General features: G+C 71.8%; 18 protein-coding genes. 11 read left to right on the top strand and 7 right to left on the bottom strand.

The annotated features are described in order from the left end of the window. Window positions 1-144 precede the first annotated feature (144 nt). The 5 genes from sigE (at window position 145) to ACSU6L_RS13035 (ending at window position 6001) form a co-directional block, all read left to right on the top strand. A complete protein-coding gene (gene sigE / locus ACSU6L_RS13055) occupies window positions 145-918 on the top strand; it encodes an RNA polymerase sigma factor SigE (protein WP_241842615.1) in 774 nt (257 codons plus the stop codon). Between the two features lie 71 nt (window positions 919-989). After that, the gene (locus ACSU6L_RS13050) at window positions 990-1892 is read left to right on the top strand and encodes a zf-HC2 domain-containing protein (protein ID WP_437064864.1); all 903 of its coding nucleotides are present in this window, start codon (window positions 990-992) and stop codon (window positions 1890-1892) included. 918 nt (window positions 1893-2810) lie between these two features. Further along, a complete protein-coding gene (locus ACSU6L_RS13045) occupies window positions 2811-4499 on the top strand; it encodes a trypsin-like peptidase domain-containing protein (protein ID WP_437064862.1) in 1689 nt (562 codons plus the stop codon). A 187-nt stretch (window positions 4500-4686) separates the two neighbouring features. Further along, window positions 4687-5139 carry a sec-independent translocase gene (locus ACSU6L_RS13040; RefSeq protein ID WP_437056546.1) on the top strand — a complete coding sequence of 151 codons (453 nt, stop codon included), beginning with the start codon at window positions 4687-4689 and terminating at the stop codon, window positions 5137-5139. A gap of 202 nt (window positions 5140-5341) precedes the next feature. Next, on the top strand, window positions 5342-6001 hold the full coding sequence (locus tag ACSU6L_RS13035; protein WP_437056544.1) for a hypothetical protein: 660 nt from the start codon (window positions 5342-5344) through the stop codon (window positions 5999-6001). A 74-nt stretch (window positions 6002-6075) separates the two neighbouring features. On the opposite strand, the gene ACSU6L_RS13030 is transcribed toward ACSU6L_RS13035, so the two are convergent. The 3 genes from ACSU6L_RS13030 to ACSU6L_RS13020 are packed head-to-tail and all read right to left on the bottom strand — an operon-like array spanning window position 6076 to window position 9143. Continuing rightward, window positions 6076-7209, bottom strand: a complete 1134-nt coding sequence (locus ACSU6L_RS13030) for an Mrp/NBP35 family ATP-binding protein (RefSeq protein WP_437056542.1) — start codon at window positions 7207-7209, stop codon at window positions 6076-6078. 43 nt (window positions 7210-7252) lie between these two features. Next, window positions 7253-7870 carry a DUF1003 domain-containing protein gene (locus ACSU6L_RS13025; RefSeq protein WP_437056540.1) on the bottom strand — a complete coding sequence of 206 codons (618 nt, stop codon included), beginning with the start codon at window positions 7868-7870 and terminating at the stop codon, window positions 7253-7255. Further along, window positions 7860-9143 carry a magnesium transporter MgtE N-terminal domain-containing protein gene (locus tag ACSU6L_RS13020; RefSeq protein ID WP_437056538.1) on the bottom strand — a complete coding sequence of 428 codons (1284 nt, stop codon included), beginning with the start codon at window positions 9141-9143 and terminating at the stop codon, window positions 7860-7862. The genes ACSU6L_RS13025 and ACSU6L_RS13020 overlap by 11 nt, the downstream gene beginning before the upstream one ends. Window positions 9144-9331: 188 nt before the next feature. Between ACSU6L_RS13020 and ACSU6L_RS13015 the strand changes: the two genes are divergently transcribed. Next, complete coding sequence (locus ACSU6L_RS13015; RefSeq protein WP_437056536.1) at window positions 9332-10072, top strand: hypothetical protein; 741 nt, start codon at window positions 9332-9334, stop codon at window positions 10070-10072. A 14-nt stretch (window positions 10073-10086) separates the two neighbouring features. Here the strand turns inward: ACSU6L_RS13015 and ACSU6L_RS13010 are convergent, their stop codons facing one another. Both ACSU6L_RS13010 and ACSU6L_RS13005 read right to left on the bottom strand, forming a co-directional pair. Then, entirely contained in the window at window positions 10087-10599 is a 513-nt protein-coding gene (locus ACSU6L_RS13010) for a hypothetical protein (RefSeq protein WP_437056534.1), read from the bottom strand. 23 nt (window positions 10600-10622) lie between these two features. Next, window positions 10623-11738 (bottom strand): magnesium and cobalt transport protein CorA, encoded by a 1116-nt coding sequence (locus ACSU6L_RS13005; protein WP_437056532.1) that lies wholly within the window; start codon window positions 11736-11738, stop codon window positions 10623-10625. A gap of 495 nt (window positions 11739-12233) precedes the next feature. Between ACSU6L_RS13005 and ACSU6L_RS13000 the strand changes: the two genes are divergently transcribed. Then, the gene (locus tag ACSU6L_RS13000; protein WP_437056530.1) at window positions 12234-12818 is read left to right on the top strand and encodes a suppressor of fused domain protein; all 585 of its coding nucleotides are present in this window, start codon (window positions 12234-12236) and stop codon (window positions 12816-12818) included. A gap of 30 nt (window positions 12819-12848) precedes the next feature. Here ACSU6L_RS13000 and ACSU6L_RS12995 read toward each other — a convergent pair whose 3' ends face one another. Further along, complete coding sequence (locus ACSU6L_RS12995; RefSeq protein WP_437056528.1) at window positions 12849-13805, bottom strand: MFS transporter; 957 nt, start codon at window positions 13803-13805, stop codon at window positions 12849-12851. A 179-nt stretch (window positions 13806-13984) separates the two neighbouring features. Between ACSU6L_RS12995 and ACSU6L_RS12990 the strand changes: the two genes are divergently transcribed. The 3 genes from ACSU6L_RS12990 (at window position 13985) to ACSU6L_RS12980 (ending at window position 16306) form a co-directional block, all read left to right on the top strand. Continuing rightward, window positions 13985-14626: a DUF6758 family protein gene (locus tag ACSU6L_RS12990; protein WP_437056526.1), complete on the top strand. Its 642-nt coding sequence runs from the start codon at window positions 13985-13987 to the stop codon at window positions 14624-14626. Between the two features lie 137 nt (window positions 14627-14763). Next, entirely contained in the window at window positions 14764-15624 is an 861-nt protein-coding gene (locus tag ACSU6L_RS12985) for a PHP domain-containing protein (RefSeq protein ID WP_437056524.1), read from the top strand. Between the two features lie 76 nt (window positions 15625-15700). Further along, window positions 15701-16306 (top strand): MarC family protein, encoded by a 606-nt coding sequence (locus ACSU6L_RS12980; RefSeq protein ID WP_437056522.1) that lies wholly within the window; start codon window positions 15701-15703, stop codon window positions 16304-16306. Window positions 16307-16372: 66 nt separating this feature from the next. Here the strand turns inward: ACSU6L_RS12980 and ACSU6L_RS12975 are convergent, their stop codons facing one another. Further along, on the bottom strand, window positions 16373-16525 hold the full coding sequence (locus tag ACSU6L_RS12975) for a hypothetical protein (protein ID WP_107468578.1): 153 nt from the start codon (window positions 16523-16525) through the stop codon (window positions 16373-16375). Between the two features lie 239 nt (window positions 16526-16764). Here ACSU6L_RS12975 and ACSU6L_RS12970 point away from each other — a divergent pair, with 239 nt between their 5' ends. After that, window positions 16765-17661: an NYN domain-containing protein gene (locus tag ACSU6L_RS12970; RefSeq protein ID WP_437056520.1), complete on the top strand. Its 897-nt coding sequence runs from the start codon at window positions 16765-16767 to the stop codon at window positions 17659-17661. The last annotated feature ends 3 nt before the right edge of the window (window positions 17662-17664 follow it).

Here is a 17664-nt window from a genome sequence, read left to right as displayed (position 1 = left end):
GGTGGAGGACGGAGCGGGGGGACACAGTTGGATCACGATGACGAGCGGGACGCCGAGCAAGTGCTGACGCAGCCGTATGAGCCGTATCAGCCCAGATCAAATTCTCGTAAAACCGCTTATCCGGAGCTAACGGACGAGGTGGCTATGGTAGGGGCTCCACTGGACACCACCAGAGCCGACAGGGGAGGTGCGGCCGCGCCTGTGGACCGGGGAGGAGTGCTCCGGCGCTTCCTCGGCTCGGCAGGCAGGCCGAAATCCGTGAACGACACCGCTGCTGACCACAGTCACGCCGCTGACATCGCCCAGACCGCGACCTTCTCCACCGACGCGGACGGGCAGGCGTGGACTCCGCCCACCTGGGAGGAGATCGTCAGCACGCACAGCGGACGCGTCTACCGCCTGGCCTACCGCCTCACCGGCAACCAGCACGACGCCGAGGACCTCACCCAGGAGGTCTTCGTCCGCGTCTTCCGCTCGCTGTCGACCTACACCCCCGGCACGTTCGAGGGCTGGCTGCACCGCATCACCACGAACCTGTTCCTGGACATGGTCCGCCGCAAGCAGCGCATCCGCTTCGACGCCCTCGGCGAGGACGCGGCCGAGCGCCTGCCCAGCCGCGAGCCGTCCCCGCAGCAGGTCCTCAACGACGCGCACTTCGACGCCGACGTCCAGCAGGCCCTCGACACCCTCGCGCCCGAGTTCCGCGCCGCCGTCGTCCTGTGCGACATCGAAGGACTGTCGTACGAGGAGATCGCCGCGACCCTCGGCGTGAAGCTAGGCACCGTCCGCTCCCGCATCCACCGCGGCCGCTCGCAGCTGCGCAAGGCACTCGCGCACCGCTCGCCGGAGGCGCGGGCCGAGCGCCGGTCCTTCCTCGCCCGTGTCCCCGCGCTGGGAGGAGGGGGCGCGTCCGCGTGAGTGGATCACGGCCGAAACCTGCGCAGGGACACCTCGCAGAGCAGCACCTGGGAGACCGACTCGCCGCCCTGGTGGACGGCGAGCTCGGTCATGACGCGCGCGAGCGCGTGCTGGCACACGTGGCGACCTGCCCGAAGTGCAAGGCGGAGGTGGACGCCCAGCGCCGCCTGAAGAACGTCTTCGCGGAAGTGGCCCCGCCGCCGCCCTCCGAGAGCTTCCTGGCCCGGCTCCAAGGGCTGCCCGCGGGCGGTGACCTCGACGGCGGCACCCCGTTCGGCGGGGGCGGCCCGGTCGGCGGCCTCTCCGGGCGGCCCGGCGCGGGAGGCGTCTTCGGGGTGAGGCGCGGCGGTGAGCGCTTCGAGTTCGACTACGTCCCCGCCGGACCGCACTCCTCGTCCGTCCTGCCGGGGACCGGGCGCGGCTTCCGCATCCACGAAGTCGGCCGGCCCGACGCCGAGCGCGGCTCACGCGGGCGGCGGTTCGCCTTCGTCGCCGCCGGAGCGGTGTCGCTCGCCGCCATCGCGCTGGGCGGCGTCACCACCGGCGTCGCACCCGGCGACACCGAGGCGCGGAACGGCTCCGGCAGCAATGTGACACCCCTGCGCTCATCGGGCGCGGGCGCCACCTCGACGCCGGACGGCCAGCGGCGCCGAGCTCCCGGCCCGCTGCTGGCGCAGGGCCAGGGCGGACGGCTGCTGGGCGAGACCCCGGCGGCACCCACTCAGGCGTCGGCCCCGCTGCTGCCCGGCGTCACGGGCCGGCAGCAGGGCTCCGGGCACGCGCTCACCGCTCCCATGGTGGCCGGTGCCGCGGCCATGTCCCCGCTGATACGCCCGCTCGGCGCGACCCCGCCGATCAGCCTGACCGCGTGGTCCATGGCACCCGAGGCGACCGCCCCCGGCCTGCTCGCCGCGTCCCCCACGCCCGACCCGAGCACCACCTCCGCGTCCGCCTCCCCGCGCACCCCCCGCTGACCGGCCTCTGCGGTTCGGCCCGCGAACCTGGTTGAATCCCGGGGAGGACCGCGCCCCGGCACGACCGGGCGCGGAGTCGACGAACCGCGGCCACCACCGACGAGCCGAGCCGCGGCCAGCTGTGGGGAGAGCATGAACGAGGGGAAGCCCACGCAGAGCCCTTCGGGTCGCACGGAGGACACGGTCACACCGCCGGGCCCGGCGGACACGACTGACGGCGACTTCGAACTGGAACGCCCGGCGGGAGCGCCGGGCGCCACTTCGGACGACGGCGACTTCGAACTGCGACGCCCGGAGGATCCGGCGCCGGCCGGCGCGCTGGAGGACGCCGCGAACCCGGCCGCCCCCGGTGGGCCCCGCACGGCAGGTACGGAAGCGGGCACGGGCACGCGTACGGTTTCCGCGCCGGGCACGGGAAAATCGGCGACTTTCGACGCGGTTGCGGTGACGCGGGCACCCTCTGGCGAGGAGGTGGCCCCTGACGCTGTCGCGGTGGCGCGGGTTGGCTCCGGTGAGGAGGTCACCCCTGACGCCGTCGTGGCGACGCGGGCGGGCTTCGGCGAGGCAGGCGGGGAGACGACCCGCTCCGCCGCCACCAGGCCCCTGCACGACCCCGACCCCTACGACACCCCGCCCTACGGCGAACCGGGCCCCTGGGCCCCGGCCCCGCCGGTACAGCATCCGGCGACGACCCCGGCCGGGGGCACCGCGATACCCGCCCCGTTTCCGCAGGCCCCCCAGCCATCACCGCTCACGCCTCCGGCCCCGGCCGGCCAGACCACCCCCGTCCCCGGCGCGACTCCGACACACGCCCTGCCGACCGCCCCGGTGCCGGGAGCCCCCGGGGGCCTTCTCCCCGCCCCAGAAGTCGCCCCCGCGCACGAGGCGCTGACGGCCCCGTCACCGGGTGCCCCGGGCATGCCCGGCCCTGGTGATTTCCTCCCCGCTCCCGGTGGCACGCCCGCGCACGAGGTGCCGACCACCCCGTCGCATGGCGACCCCGGCACACCCGCCCCCGGCGGCCTCCACCCGGCCCCAGCAAGCGACCTCGCGTACGAGCCGGCGGTAGCCCCCGGCCCGTCCGCTCCCGGCGGCCCCCTCCCCGCCCCAGGTGCCGTCACCGCGCCCGAGGCCCCGACGGCCCCGTCACCGGGTGCCCCGGGCACACCCGCTCCCGGCGGCCTCCACCCCGTCCCAGAGAGCGCCCCTGCCCACGGGCCGGCGGGAGCCCCCGGCACGCCAGCCCCCGGCAGCTTCCTTCCCCCCGAGGGCGCCGCCCCAGCGCCCGGGGTGTCGACCGCCCCGTCGCCGGGCGCCCCTGGCGCCACCCCCGCGCACACCGTGCCCGCACAGCCAATCGCAGGCGCGGACGGGGTCTCCGCGCCCGCGCCCGGGGAGCCCGCTTCCGCGCCCCCCGCCGACCCCTGGCACCGCTACGACCCCTGGGCCGCGGCGCTGCAGCAGAACGGTGCCGCGGTCCTCACCCAGCGGCAGCGGCGCAGGCAGGCCAAGCGGCTGCTGCTCGGCGCGGCGCTGGTGCTCGCGCTGGTGTCCGGCGGCATCGGCGGCGCCGTGGGGGCCTACCTGGAGCGCAACGGCGGCGTCGGGCAGGTCGAGTTGCCGCAGGCCGGCAGCGAGCCCACGGGCCGGGCCGCCGACAGCGTCGCCGGGATCGCGGCCCGCGCCCTGCCCAGCGTGGTCACCCTGCACGTCTCGGGCAGCGACGCGTCGGGCACCGGCACCGGCTTCGTGCTCGACGACCGCGGCCACATCCTCACCAACGACCACGTGGTGGAACCCGCCGGCGCGGACGGCGAGATAACCGTCACCTTCAACAGCGGCGTCACCGCCGAGGCCGAGGTCGTCGGCCAGGACAGCGGATACGACCTCGCCGTCGTCCGGGTGCGCGGCGTCAGCGGGCTGCGGCCGCTGCCCCTCGGCAACTCCGACAACGTGCAGGTCGGCGACCCGGTCGTGGCGATCGGCGCGCCCTTCGACCTGGCCGGCACGGTCACCTCCGGCATCATCTCGGCCAAGGAACGCCCCATCACGGCGGGCGGCGAGAAGGGCGACGGCAGCGACGTGTCGTACGTCGACGCGCTGCAGACCGACGCCCCCATCAACCCCGGCAACTCCGGCGGCCCCCTGCTCGACTCCCGGGCCCGGGTCATCGGCATCAACTCCGCGATCCGCTCCGCCGACGGCGGCGGTGACCCGGAAGGCGGCCAGTCCGGTTCCATCGGCCTCGGCTTCGCCATACCCATCAACCAGGGCAAGCGGGTCGCCGAGGAACTGATCAACACCGGCAAGGCGACCCACCCGGTGATCGGCGTCACCCTCGACATGAACTACACCGGTGACGGCGCCCGCGTCGGCACCAAGGGCAGTGACGGCGGCTCCGCGGTGACGCCGGGCGGCCCCGGCGACCGGGCCGGTGTCGAACCCGGTGACGTCATCACCGAGGTGGACGGCCAGCAGGTGCACTCCGGCGAGGAACTGATCGTCAAGACCCGCGCGCACCGCCCCGGCGACCGGCTCGACCTGACCGTCGTACGGGACGGGAAGGAGCGGACGATCTCCCTGGTGCTCGGGTCGTCGGGGGACTGACCGGTAACCGGCCGGGAAGTGACAGGAACCTCACAGAACGGACGCCCGGCCCCGCCCACAAGGGCAGCAACCGGAAAACCGCTCACATACACACACTCGGGGGTCACGGGACGGTACCGGTCGGACAGGATCGGCGGGTACCGTGGATCCGGCCCGGACCACGGGAGGACATCGCAAGGAGCTTCAGGTGTTCAATGACATAGGACCGCTCGAGCTGGTGACGATCATCGTGCTCGCGGTGCTCGTGTTCGGTCCGGACAAGCTCCCGAAGGTCATCCAGGACGTGACGCGCACGATCCGGAAGATCCGTGAGTTCTCGGAGAGCGCCAAGCAGGACATCCGGCAGGAACTGGGCCCGGAGTTCAAGGACTTCGAGTTCGAGGACCTCAACCCCAAGACGTTCATCCGCAAGCAGCTGGACAACGAGGAACTGGGGCTGAAGGAGCTGCGCAACGGCTTCGACCTGAAGAAGGAGATGGCCGAGGTCACGGACGCGGTTCACGGCCGCGACTCCGAGTCCTCGTCGTCCTCGTCCGCCGCATCCGCCACGTCCTCCTCGTCCTCCGGCGGCCGTGTCGACATGACCAAGAAGCCCGACGCCCCGGACCACCGCACGCCGTTCGACGCGGACGCCACCTGATCCTCGCGCGCGGCGCGTCGCGCGCCCCGCGCACGGCTTGAACCCGGCTCCCGGGCGACCCACGCGCCGGGCGCATTCCCGGCTGCCCCGAGCGGTGTGGATATGCTGCCGAGTTGTTGTGCGGACCGTACGCGATCAAGGGACGCCGCCCGAAGGGGGGCGGGCCGCCCGGTCCGACGAGAGCTAGGAGGCGTCCGGGCACATGGAGACGACGAGTCGGTCAGTCGCGCAGACGCCGGCCGCGGAGGGCGGACAACAGTTCCCCTCCGCCCGGCGTACGGTCGACGGCTACCTGCGGGCGTCCTTCCCGTGGTACGGCCTCGACGAGGCCTTCACGGGGCCGCGTTGGCTGATGCAGGTCGGCGCGGCGGCCGACGGAGCCGTGGAGCACGGTTCGATCGGTCATGGGGACGAGCCCTCGGTGCGGGGGGAGACGGAGGGGGAGGACCGGGAGCGGTTCGCGGTCGTGGTGACGGTCGCGGCGAACCCGGTGCGGCGCAGCGCGGACGGCACGGGCGTGCTGGAGGCCACCTCGGTGTCCTCGGCGGCCTGGCTGGCCGGTGTGGGGCTGCTGTCGTTCACCTGGCCCGGGCAGATGGACCACAGCCTGCGTGACGACTGGCTGGAGCAGCAGACCGAGACGGCGTGGGCCCTCGCCGACGACCTGGACGGCCCGGAGTGGTCGATGCTGTCCCTGCCGGTCGACGGCGTCCCCACGCAGTTCCACTACCGGGAGTCCGAGTTCGGCTGGGTGCTCGCGGGCTCCACGGAGCAGGGCGTCCACGTGGGCGCGTACGGGCGGGGGATGAGCGCGTACGGGCTCGGCTTCGCCGAGATCAAGGACATCTCGGCCTACGAGTAGGCCGACGAGCAGGGCCGGGCACGACGAAGGGGCGCCGCACGCCGCGGCGCCCCTTCGTGCGTGGAGCGTGAGCTCTAGAACTTGTTCTTCGGGGTGATCCCCAGGGACAGGCCCGAAAGGCCCCGCTGGCGTCCGCCGAGCTTCCCCGCGATCGCGCGCAGGGCCGCGCCCGCCGGGGACTCCGGGTCGGTCAGGACGACCGGCTTGCCCTCGTCGCCGCCCTCACGCAGGCGGACGTCGATCGGGATGGAGCCGAGGACCGGGACGTTCGTACCCGTCGTACGGGTCAGGCCGTCGGCGACGAGCTGGCCGCCGCCCGTGCCGAAGACGTCGACCATCTCGCCGCAGTGCGGGCAGGGCAGGCCGGACATGTTCTCGACGACGCCGACGATCTTCTGGTGGGTCTGGACCGCGATGGAGCCCGCCCGCTCGGCCACCTCGGCGGCGGCCTGCTGCGGGGTCGTCACGACCAGGATCTCGGCGTTCGGGATCAGCTGGGCGATGGAGATGGCGATGTCGCCGGTGCCGGGCGGCAGGTCGAGGAGCAGGACGTCGAGGTCGCCCCAGTACACGTCCGCCAGGAACTGCTGGAGGGCGCGGTGGAGCATCGGGCCGCGCCAGACGACGGGGGCGTTGCCCGGGGTGAACATGCCGATGGAGATGACCTTCACGCCGTTCGCCGACGGCGGCATGATCATGTTCTCGACCTGGGTGGGCCGCCCGTCGGCGCCCAGCATGCGCGGCACGGAGTGGCCGTAGATGTCGGCGTCGACGACACCGACCTTCAGGCCGTCCGCCGCCATCGCCGCCGCCAGGTTCACCGTCACCGACGACTTGCCGACGCCGCCCTTGCCGGAGGCGACCGCGTAGACACGGGTGAGGTTGCCGGGCTTGGCGAAGGGCACCTCGCGCTCGGTCTGGCCGCCGCGCAGGGCCGTCGCCAGCTCCTTGCGCTGCTCGTCGCTCATCACGTCCAGCGTGACGTCGACCCGGGTGACGCCCTCGACGCGGGAGACCGCCTCGGTCACCCGCTGGGTGATCGTGTCGCGCATGGGGCAGCCCGAGACCGTCAGGTACACGGTGACGGCGACCGTTCCGTCCGCGCCGACGTCCACCGACTTGACCATCCCGAGTTCGGTGATGGGTCGGTTGATCTCGGGGTCGTTCACCGTCGCCAGTGCTTCGCGCACCGCGTCTTCCGTAGCCATAAGGATGATGGTACGGCGCCGCACAGGGCCCCCGGGATGCCCGTCAGCGGTCGTCTACGTCACGTCCCGCCGACCGATCTGCCGGGAATACGTGGTGGCCGTCCTCCCGCCCGTGGTGGCCGTCGGTCCGTTCCTCCATCTCCTTCACCAGGTCCTGGAGCTCCGAGCGGATCCAGTCGCGGGTCGCGACCTCGCCGAGGCCGATCCGCAGGGCCGCGATCTCCCGGGTCAGGTACTCGGTGTCCGCGATGGACCGCTCGTTCTGCTTGCGGTCCTGTTCGAGGTTGACCCGGTCGCGGTCGTCCTGCCGGTTCTGCGCGAGCAGGATCAGCGGGGCGGCGTAGGAGGCCTGGAGCGAGAGCATCAGGGTCAGGAAGATGAACGGGTACTCGTCGAACCGCAGGTCGCGCGGCGCGGACACGTTCCAGAGCACCCACATGATGATGACGAAGGTCATCCAGACGATGAACCGGCCGGTGCCGAGGAAGCGCGCGATGCGCTCCGAGAGCCGCCCGAAGGCCTCCGGATCCCACTCGGGCAGGATGCGCGGGCGCGGCGGGCGCGGCAGGTCCAGCCGGGCGCGCGGGCGAGTGGTGGCGGTGGCCCCGGCGGGCGCGCGCTCGCGGGCCGTCTCCCGGGACGTCTCGCGCTCAGGAGCCATGGGCGCCCGCCCCCTCGTCCAGATGGAACTCGGTCTCCCGCCAGTCCTCGGGCAGCATGTGGTCCAGTACGTCGTCCACGGTGACCGCCCCCAGCAGCGACCCGGACTCGTCGACCACGGGCGCCGCGACCATGTCGTACGTCGCGAAGAACCCGGCGACGACGGGCAGCGCGGCGTCCGGCGCGAGCGGCTGGAGATCGTCGTCGACGAGCGAGCTGACCAGGGTGAACGGCGGGTCGCGCAGCAGCCGTTGGAAGTGCACCGTGCCCAGGTACTTGCCGGTCGGGGTCTCGTCGGGCGGCCGGCACACGTAGACCTGGGCGGCGAGGGCGGGGGAGAGGTCGCGGTTGCGGACCCGGGCCAGGGCGTCCGCGACCGTGGCGTCCGGGCGCAGCACGATCGGCTCGGTCGTCATCAGACCACCGGCCGTGTGCTCCTCGTACGACATCAGGCGGCGCATGTCGGCCGCGTCGGCGGGCTGCATCAGGCTCAGCAGCCGCTCCTGCTCCTCCTTCGGCAGCTCGGCGAGCAGGTCGGCCGCGTCGTCCGGGTCCATCGCCTCCAGGACGTCGGCCGCGCGCTCGCCCTTCAGTTTGCCGAGGATCTCGATCTGGTCGTCCTCCGGCAGCTCCTCCAGGACGTCGGCGAGCCGGTCGTCGTCGAGGGCCGCGGCGACCTCGGCGCGGCGCTTGGGGGAGAGGTGGTGCAGGACGTTCGCCAGGTCGGCGGGGCGCAGCTGCTCGAAGGTGGCGAGCAGGTTCTCGGCGCCCTGCCCGTGCTCCTCCAGGGAGAACCCGGTGACCGCCGACCATTCGACGGTGAGCGTCTCGCCCTTGGCCCGGCGGAAGGCCCCGCCCTTGCGCCCCTTCCGTACGAACACCCGGTCGATCTCCCAGTCCCGGCGGGCCGGGAGCTGCTGCACCGACAGATCCAGGACGGTGACCTCCTCACCGTCCTCGACGAGCGTGACGCGCCGGTCCAGCAGCTCGCCGAAGACGAGCCGTTCCGTGGGGCGCTGCTCGAAGCGGCGGACGTTGAGCACACCGGTGGTGATGACCTGGCCGGACTCGATGCCGGTGACCCGGGTCATGGGCAGGAAGATGCGTCGGCGGGTGGCGAGTTCGACGACCAGGCCCAGCAGCCGCGGTGGCCGCCGGGCGACCCGCAGCATCACGACGAGGTCCCGCACCCGGCCCACCTGGTCACCGGTGGGGTCGAAGACGGCGATGCCGGCCAGGTGCGAGACGAAGATCCGGGGGGCGCCCGCTGCCATGTTCCGCACCTCCGCTTCCGTCACGTCCGCTGTGTCCGGGTTGCCCGTTCGGGTGGGCTTCAGGCTAGCCCGTCCGGATCGGATACGCCCTGGTGAGCGGTCCGGACGATCTGGCTCCGCTCCCTCCTCCCGGCCCCGGTACTCTGCGGTACGCCGACCGGACCCTCGTCAGAAAGGCAGCCCCACCTGTGACTGCGATTCCCCCGGGCCGTACCCGCCGGGCCACGCTGGTGAGCGCGATCTGCGCGCTGGTGGTGACGGGCGTGGGGCTGACGGGATGCAGTAGCGAGGACCCGGACGCGGGCACCAACGGGGTGGGCAAGCTGACCCCCGAGAAGATCCAGGCGAAGACGCGCGCGGCCGCGGTGTCGGCCGGGGCGGTCCGGCTGTCCGGGACCGTGGTCGCCGGCGGCAGCACGTACAAGCTCGACATGCGGCTGAAGGACGACGGCGGCACCGGGTCCGTCACCGCGGAGGGCGCGGCGTTCGAGCTGCTGCGGATCGGTGAGCAGCTGTATCTCAAGGCGGACACCGCGTTCTGGGACCCCGAGGGCGGCGAGGGCGACGCGGCCGCCGGAAAGCTCGACGGCAAGTACGTCAAGGTGCCCGAGGGCGACCCCTCCTACAAGCGGTTCAGCGGCTTCACCGACAAGGACGTCCTCCTCGACAGCCTGCTCACCCTGCACGGCACGCTGAAGAACGACGGCCGCCACGAGCAGTCCGGCGTGCGCACCGTCCGCATCACCGGCGACCAGGGCTCCGGCGGCACCCTCGACGTCTCCCTGGAGGGCAAGCCGTACCCGCTGCGGCTGGTGCGCGGCGGCGACGCGGGCACGCTGACGTTCTCGGCCTGGGGTGAGGACTTCGCCCTGAACGAGCCGAAGAAGAGCGAGACGGTGGACTACGGGCAGCAGCTGCCGACGTCGTAGCGCCGGCCGCCGCCCTACTTGCGCTTGCGCCGCTTCATCAGCAGGCGGGGCAGCGCGGCGGGGATCGGCCGGCGGGTCGTGGCCGCGCTCGGCAGCGGGGCCTCGGCGAGGGAGCCCTCCGGCAGCGGCAGGACCGTCCCGGTCGGCTCCAGGCGCAGCACCCGGCACTCACGGCGCCAGCGCTCGGTCATCGCCTCGCCGTCGGGCGCGTTGAGCCGCTTGCCCTTCAGCTCGGCGACCGCCGCCTCCCACGCCTCGGAGTCCGGCGCCAGCTCCATGACCGTCGCGGTCCAGGCGACGACACGGCCGCCCTTGTCCTTGCTGCGCACGGTCACCTCGGCGGCGGCGCCGTCGGCCAGCCCCGGCAGCGACTGCTCGCCCGGTCCGTCGCCGACCACGCAGGCGGCACCCTCGTGCCAGGCGTGCCAGAGCGCGCGGACGGGCGCGCCGGGCCCCTGTACCCAGATGAGGCCGGACTTCTTCGTGGCCTCCTCGACGAGGGCCCGGTCGAGCAGCTCGGTTGTCATGGGACCAGCCTATCCAGGCCGGGTCACAGCCATCCGTTGCGCTTCAGGGTGCGGTGGATGCCGAGACAGATCATCGCGGTGATGCCGAGCACCATCGGGTAGCCGAACCTCCACCGCAGCTCGGGCATGTAGTCGAAGTTCATCCCGTACACACCGCAGACCATCGTCGGTACGGCGATGATGGCCGCCCACGAGGTGATCTTCCGCATGTCCTCGTTCTGCGCCACTGACGCCTGGGCGAGGTTGGCCTGGAGGATCGAGTTGAGCAGCTCGTCGAAGCCCATGACCTGCTCCTGCACCCGGGCCAGGTGGTCGGCGACGTCCCGGAAGTACTTCTGGATGTCCGGGTCGATCAGCCGCATCGGCCGCTCGCTCAGCAGCTGCAACGGCCGCACCAGTGGCGACACCGCGCGCTTGAACTCCAGCACCTCGCGCTTGAGTTGGTAGATCCGGCCGGCGTCGGTGCCGCGCGGGGTGCCCTTGCGGCCGGGCGAGAACACCTCGGTCTCGACCTCGTCGATGTCGTCCTGCACCGCGTCCGCGACGGCGATGTATCCGTCGACGACGTGGTCGGCGATGGCGTGCAGCACCGCCGACGGGCCCTTCGACAGCAGATCCGGGTCGTCCTGGAGCCGGTGCCGCAGCCCTCTCAGCGAGCCCTGGCCGCCGTGCCGGACGGTGATGAAGAAGTCCTGGCCGGTGAAGCACATCACCTCGCCGGTCTCGACGATCTGGCTGTTGGCGGTCAGCTCGTCGTGCTCGACGTAGTGGATGGTCTTGAAGACGGTGAAGAGGGAGTCGTCGTAGCGCTCCAGCTTGGGCCGCTGGTGGGCCTGGACGGCGTCCTCCACGGCCAGCGGGTGCAGCCCGAACTCGCGGGCGATGCCGGAGAATTCGGCCTCGGTCGGCTCGTGCAGCCCGATCCAGACGAAGCCTCCGTCGCGGCGCACCTGGCGCATCGCCTCGTGAGGGGTGAGCGGCCGGGGCGTCTGGACGCGGGCGCCGTCGCGGTAGACGGCGCAGTCGACGACGGCGGAGGCGGTCGCCGGGTCGCGGGTGGTGTCGTAGCCGCCGGTGTCCTTGCGCAGCGCGGGGCGGGACGGGCGGACGGCGGCGCGCAGGTCGCGAATCATCGACATGGGCAGGCTCCTTCGCAACGGGCAACGAAAGACCGCCGACGACGGGTGGAACTACCCGGAATGAGGACGTTTTTTCACTGCGGATGTTTGGCACGTCCACAAAGCGGGGAGCACCGCACCGTCGCGGTGGCGAGCTTCGCTACTGAGTCAGCTGCTGATGCAGGCCAGACAGAACAGACAGATCAGACAAGGCGAAACGAAGTGCTCTTCCGGACGAAGACGCGCACGCGAAAGGTGGCAGCCAGCTAGAGCCGGAGCTACATCAGTGGCCGGAAGGGCGGGTGGTACTGCACGGTCGACTTCGATCCATGACAGCCCCACCTCCTCCGGTCGGTCCCTGGTGAGGGACGAGCCCAACCCCTATAAGGGTTCCCGTGGCGTCGGGACTTGACGCACACGTTGCCGCGTGCTGCCCGACCACCGGCCAAGAGTATCAGCCGACTGAAGTGTCAAGGCGCTGCTTTGCCCGGTCCTGACGAGTTCTATGCTCGCCGCATGGTTGATGTTCTTCCTCTGGTCGAGGCCCGGTTGCGCACCGCGCTCGGTGAGCCGGACGCCCGCGCGGCGGTCACCTTCCTCGGCACGGACCGCATCGAGGTGCTGCGCTTCACCGAGGGGGACATCGTTCGCTACGCGACCCTCGGCATGTCGGCCCAGCCCATGACCGATCCCACCGCGGTACTCGCCGACCCGGTCAAGGGCCCCCGCGTCGAACTGGTGCTGTCGGTCCGTGCCGGGCTCGCCGACACCGACAAGGTGCTCCGCCCGCTGGCCGTGCTCGCCGCGTCCCCGCAGGTCGAGGGTGTGGTCGTGGCGCCGGGCGCGTCGCTGGACGTGGGTGAGCCGCTGTGGCCGGGCGCCCCGTTCACCTCGGTGCTGGTCGCCGAGCCCGGCGGCCTGGTCGAGGATCTGGAACTGGACGCGCCGATGGACCCCGTACGGTTCCTGCCGCTGCTGCCGATGACCCCGAACGAGGCCGCCTGGAAGCGCGTGCACGGCGCGCAGGCGCTCCAGGAGCGCTGGCTGAACCAGGGGACGGACCTGCGCGATCCGCTGCGCGCGTCCGTCCCGCTCGGGTGACGGATCTCACCAACCCCCGGTCCGGCCTGGTCAGTTGGCGAACGCCGACACCCCGTCCTCCCTGGTGTGCCGGGGCTGAAGCTCCTCGGCCTCGGTGACGAGGGCCTTGCGCCGTACGGCGACGACGACCGCGCCCGCCACCGCCGTGACCGCGGCGACCACGAACGGGATGTGGAGGTCGGTCCACTCCTCGATCTTCGGCGCGAGGTAGGGCGCGGCGGCCACCGCGAACCAGCGCACGAAGTTGTAGCCGGCGCTCGCCACCGGGCGCGGGGCGTCCGAGACACCGAGCGCCAGCTCGGTGTAGACGGTGTTGTTCACGCCGATGAAGGCGCCGGACAGGGTGGTGCAGACGACGGCGGTGGTGTGGTCGCCGTAGCCGAGGACGAGTACGTCGGCGGCGAGCAGTACGAGTGAGCCGCCGAGCACCTTCAGCGAGCCGAACCGCGCCTGCATGCGCGGGGCCACGATCACCGAGAAGACGGCGAGCAGCACGCCCCAGGCGAAGAACACGGCACCCGACTTGTACGGCGTCATGTCCAGCACGAAGGGGGTGAAGGCCAGCACGGTGAAGAACGTGTAGTTGTAGAAGAACGCCGAGACCGCAGCCGTGGCCAGACCGCCGTGGCCGAGCGCCCGGATCGGGTCGAGCAGCGAGGTCTTGCGGGCCGGCCTCGGCTGTTCCTTCAGGAACGCCGTGATGCACAGGAAGCCGACCGCCATCAGGGCCGCGGTGCCGAAGAACGGGTAGCGCCAGCCGGCGTCGCCGAGCAGGGCGCCCAGCAGCGGCCCGCAGGCCATGCCGAGGCCGAGCGCGGACTCGTGCAGCAGGATCGCCGCCGCGCTGCCGCCGGCCGCCGCGCCGACGATCACCGCGAGGGCCGTCGAGACGAAGCCCATGAAGACGACGACGGATGCGCCGGCCGTGGCCCACACGGCCTTCGGCTGGCGCAGGAGGCCACCCGCTCCCGCGTCGAAGGGGTCCAACGTCGCTCCAATCCGGACGGAGTCCGACGAGGAGATGGTTGGTGTATGCACGTAGTAAGTTAGGGCAGCTAATTATTGCAACCTACATCTAATTACTCCCGAGTAGGGGCACCGGCGATTCCGGCCGGACGGGTGATCGTCCTTGACGTGGCGCAGCAGGGGTAGGACCGTGGGGCCCTATGAGGGGCGAACCCAGTTGCCCGAAGTGCGGTGGCCGGGTCAGGGCGCCCGGACTCTTCTCCGACTCCTGGCAGTGCGATGTGCACGGGGCGGTGTATCCGCTGCAACCCGTGGTCCCGCCCAGCGTCGAGGCCCTCGCCGTCGCGGTGCGTCGCGCGCAGGTGCCGGTGTGGATGCCGTGGCCGCTGCCGATCGGCTGGCTCTACACGGGCGTGCTCTGCGCGGGTGACGACCGCAGCGGCGGCCGTGCCACGGCGCTGGCCTGCTCGGGGCCCAGCCCGCTCGGGGGCGTCGGTGAGCTGATCCTGGTGGCCGAGGAACTCGGCGTCGGCCTCGGCTCGCGCTACGCGGGCGTCGACGGGCCCGACCCCGGGCCGTACGTGAACGTCGAGAAACCGCCGCAGGCCAAGGTCCTCGCCGCCGGCCGGCCCACCCCGCTCTGGCATGTCTCCGGCACTCCGGACGACCGCGCGGTGTTCGCCGGGGAGGCGCTGGGGCTGTGGCTGTGGGCCGTGATCTGGCCCGAGCGGACGGGCGTGATGATGTACGACGAGCTGGTTCTCACGGACCTGCGCGACGCCGGGGCGGAGATGGAGCTGGTGCCCTGCGGGGCGCTGTCGCCCCGCCTGCTCTCGCCGTGACGTGGCCTGTTTCCGGCGTGACCGGCATCACTCGGCTGTAAAGGGCACTTCCGGGCTGCGGGTGTGACATGGGGGCACCGCGTCCCGCTATCCTTTGGGGTGTCCTTTCCGTCCCGTCACCGCCTGGAGTACGCGTCGTGCGCATAGACCTGCACAGCCACTCCACCGCGTCCGACGGCACGGACACCCCCGCCGAGCTGGTGCGCAACGCCGCCGCCGCGGGGCTGGACGTGGTCGCGCTGACCGACCACGACACGACCCGGGGGTACGCCGAGGCGATCGCCGCGCTGCCCGACGGGCTGACCCTCGTCACCGGCGCCGAGCTGTCCTGCCGGATCGACGGCATCAGCATGCACATGCTGGCCTACCTCTTCGACCCTGAGGAGCCCGACCTGCTCGCCGAGCGGGAGCTGGTGCGCGACGACCGGGTGCCGCGGGCCAAGGGCATGATCGACAAGCTGAACCAGCTGGGTGTGCCGGTCACCTGGGAGCAGGTCGCCCGGATCGCCGGGGACGGCTCCGTGGGCCGCCCGCACGTCGCCACCGCGCTGGTCGAGCTGGGCGTCGTACCGACCGTGGGCGACGCGTTCACCCAGGACTGGCTGGCCGACGGCGGCCGGGCCTTCGTCGAGAAGCACGAGACCGACCCCTTCGAGGCCATCCGCCTGGTCAAGGCCGCGGGCGGGGTCACCGTGTTCGCGCACCCCGGCGCCGCCAAGCGCGGCCGTACGGTGCCCGAGTCCGCGATCGCCGAGATGGCCGCCGCGGGCCTCGACGGCATCGAGGTCGACCACATGGACCACGACCCGGACACCCGGGCGCGGCTGCGCGGCCTCGCCAAGGAGCTGGGCCTGCTGGTGACCGGCTCCAGCGACTACCACGGCAGCCGGAAGACCTGTGTGCTCGGTGAGTACACGACCGACCCCGAGGTGTACGGGGAGATCACCCGGCGGGCGACCGGGGCGTTCCCGGTGCCGGGCACCGGCGGAGCCGTCTGAGGGCGCATCGCGCCGCCCGCTCCTCACGCACGCCCACTTCCTCTTTTCAGCTCAGCGCAAGGCCTGTAGTTCCCGCATGTTCGACATCGCCGTCTTCGGCTCCCTGTTCCTGACCCTTTTTGTCATCATGGATCCCCCTGGGATCACCCCGATCTTCCTCGCCCTGACCGCCGGCCGGCCCGCCAAGGTGCAGAAGCGGATGGCCTTCCAGGCCGTCTGCGTGGCCGGCGGAGTCATCGCCGTCTTCGGTCTCCTCGGCCACCAGATCCTCGACTACCTGCACGTGTCCGTGCCGGCGCTGATGATCGCCGGCGGTCTGCTGCTCCTGCTGATCGCGCTCGACCTGCTCACCGGCAAGACCGACGAGCCCAAGCAGACCAAGGACGTCAACGTCGCCCTCGTGCCCCTGGGCATGCCGCTGCTCGCCGGTCCCGGCGCGATCGTCTCCGTGATCCTCGCCGTGCAGAAGGCCGACAGCGTCGGCACGCAGGTGTCGGTGTGGTCGGCGATCCTCGCCATCCACGTGGTGCTGTGGCTGGTGATGCGGTACTCGCTGCTGATCATCCGCGTCATCAAGGACGGCGGTGTCGTCCTGGTGACCCGGCTCGCGGGCATGATGCTGTCCGCGATCGCCGTGCAGCAGATCATCAACGGCGTGACCCAGGTGATCCAGGGCGGCTGAGCGGCGCGCGCACGCAACAGAGCCCCGTACGGCAGTGGTGCCGTACGGGGCTCTCAAGCATGTGTGTTACGAGGCCGGGGTCTCGGCCGGGCGGATCCACAGGCGCTGGCCGATCGCGGCAGCCTGCTGAACGATCCGGTTGACGGAGGCGGCGTCCACGACGGTGGTGTCCACGGGCGTGCCGTCGATGTCGTCGAGTCGCAGAATCTCGAAGCGCATGGTGGCTTCTCCCTTCGTCTGGTCATCCTCCCTGAGGAGAACTACTGGTGGATGGCCCATGAGGCGACAGTGCCCCCTGTTCCATACGTATGCAACGCGGTGTCTGTTACAAACATTCCCTACGCTAAAGAAATTTTTCGAACAACTAATTACTGACGCGTAAGCAGTTGCTCGCGGATCATCCAGGACCGATCGGGACCGGTTGTGTTCGCAGCGTGACGAGAAGGACAATGGGCGTGATGAACGACGACCTCGCGGCCCTGTCCGCCCGCCTCGACCGCACGAACGAGCTGCTCCAGCGCATGCTCGCCGAGGTGGCGAAGACGCCCTCCACCCATGCGATCTTCGTCGACGCCGGGTACCTCTACGCCGCCGCGGGCCGACTCGTCGCCGGAACCGAGGACCGGCGCGCCTTCGACCTGGACGCCGAAGGACTCATCGACGCCCTGATCGACAGGGCCCGCACGATCTTCGCCGACAGCCGGCTGCTCCGCGTCTACTGGTACGACGGCGCCCGCCGCCGCATCCACACCGCCGAGCAGCAGACCATCGCCGAACTGCCCGACGTGAAGGTCCGGCTCGGCAACCTCAACGCCAACAACCAGCAGAAGGGCGTTGATTCCCTGATCCGGACCGACCTCGAATCCCTCGCCCGGCACCGCGCGATCAGCGACGCGGCCCTGCTCGGCGGCGACGAGGACCTGGTGTCGGCCGTCGAGGCGGCACAGGGGTACGGAGCCCGGGTGCACCTGTGGGGCATCGAGGCACCCGAGGGCCGCAACCAGGCCGAGCCGCTGCTCTGGGAGGTCGACAGCCAGCGCACCCTCGACCTGGAGTTCTTCAAGCCGTACGTCTCCCGCCGCACCGCCCCCGCCTACGACGCCACCGCCGCCACCCGCCCCACCAGGGAGGACGTCCGGTTCGTCGGCGCCCAGATCGCCGCGAAGTGGCTGGCCGCGCGAGGCCGCGAAGCCCTGGTCGAGCTGCTGCCCGGCCACCCCTACCTGCCCGGCTCGGTCGACCAGGACCTGCTAGTGGAGGCCGAGGGCATCCTCCAGTACTCCCTGCGCGGCCAGGCCGACCTGCGGCGGGCCCTGCGGGACGGGTTCTGGGAGCACGTGCAGACGCAGTACTGACCG

Source organism: Streptomyces sp. enrichment culture (assembly GCF_964272855.1).
Classification (GTDB): Bacteria; Actinomycetota; Actinomycetes; order Streptomycetales; family Streptomycetaceae; genus Streptomyces.
The sequence above is the reverse complement of the archived record's forward strand: the minus strand, read 5'-3'. Positions and strand labels throughout refer to the sequence as shown.

Coding starts and splice junctions, on each gene's coding strand:
- sigE (WP_241842615.1), top strand. CDS start 145: ATGGTAGGGGCTCCACTGGACACCACCAGAGCCGACAGGGGAGGTGCG.
- ACSU6L_RS13045 (WP_437064862.1), top strand. CDS start 2,811: ATGCCCGGCCCTGGTGATTTCCTCCCCGCTCCCGGTGGCACGCCCGCG.
- ACSU6L_RS13035 (WP_437056544.1), top strand. CDS start 5,342: ATGGAGACGACGAGTCGGTCAGTCGCGCAGACGCCGGCCGCGGAGGGC.
- ACSU6L_RS13030 (WP_437056542.1), bottom strand. CDS start 7,209: ATGGCTACGGAAGACGCGGTGCGCGAAGCACTGGCGACGGTGAACGAC.
- ACSU6L_RS13025 (WP_437056540.1), bottom strand. CDS start 7,870: ATGGCTCCTGAGCGCGAGACGTCCCGGGAGACGGCCCGCGAGCGCGCG.
- ACSU6L_RS13020 (WP_437056538.1), bottom strand. CDS start 9,143: ATGGCAGCGGGCGCCCCCCGGATCTTCGTCTCGCACCTGGCCGGCATC.
- ACSU6L_RS13010 (WP_437056534.1), bottom strand. CDS start 10,599: ATGACAACCGAGCTGCTCGACCGGGCCCTCGTCGAGGAGGCCACGAAG.
- ACSU6L_RS13005 (WP_437056532.1), bottom strand. CDS start 11,738: ATGTCGATGATTCGCGACCTGCGCGCCGCCGTCCGCCCGTCCCGCCCC.
- ACSU6L_RS13000 (WP_437056530.1), top strand. CDS start 12,234: ATGGTTGATGTTCTTCCTCTGGTCGAGGCCCGGTTGCGCACCGCGCTC.
- ACSU6L_RS12990 (WP_437056526.1), top strand. CDS start 13,985: ATGAGGGGCGAACCCAGTTGCCCGAAGTGCGGTGGCCGGGTCAGGGCG.
- ACSU6L_RS12980 (WP_437056522.1), top strand. CDS start 15,701: ATGTTCGACATCGCCGTCTTCGGCTCCCTGTTCCTGACCCTTTTTGTC.
- ACSU6L_RS12975 (WP_107468578.1), bottom strand. CDS start 16,525: ATGCGCTTCGAGATTCTGCGACTCGACGACATCGACGGCACGCCCGTG.
- ACSU6L_RS12970 (WP_437056520.1), top strand. CDS start 16,765: ATGAACGACGACCTCGCGGCCCTGTCCGCCCGCCTCGACCGCACGAAC.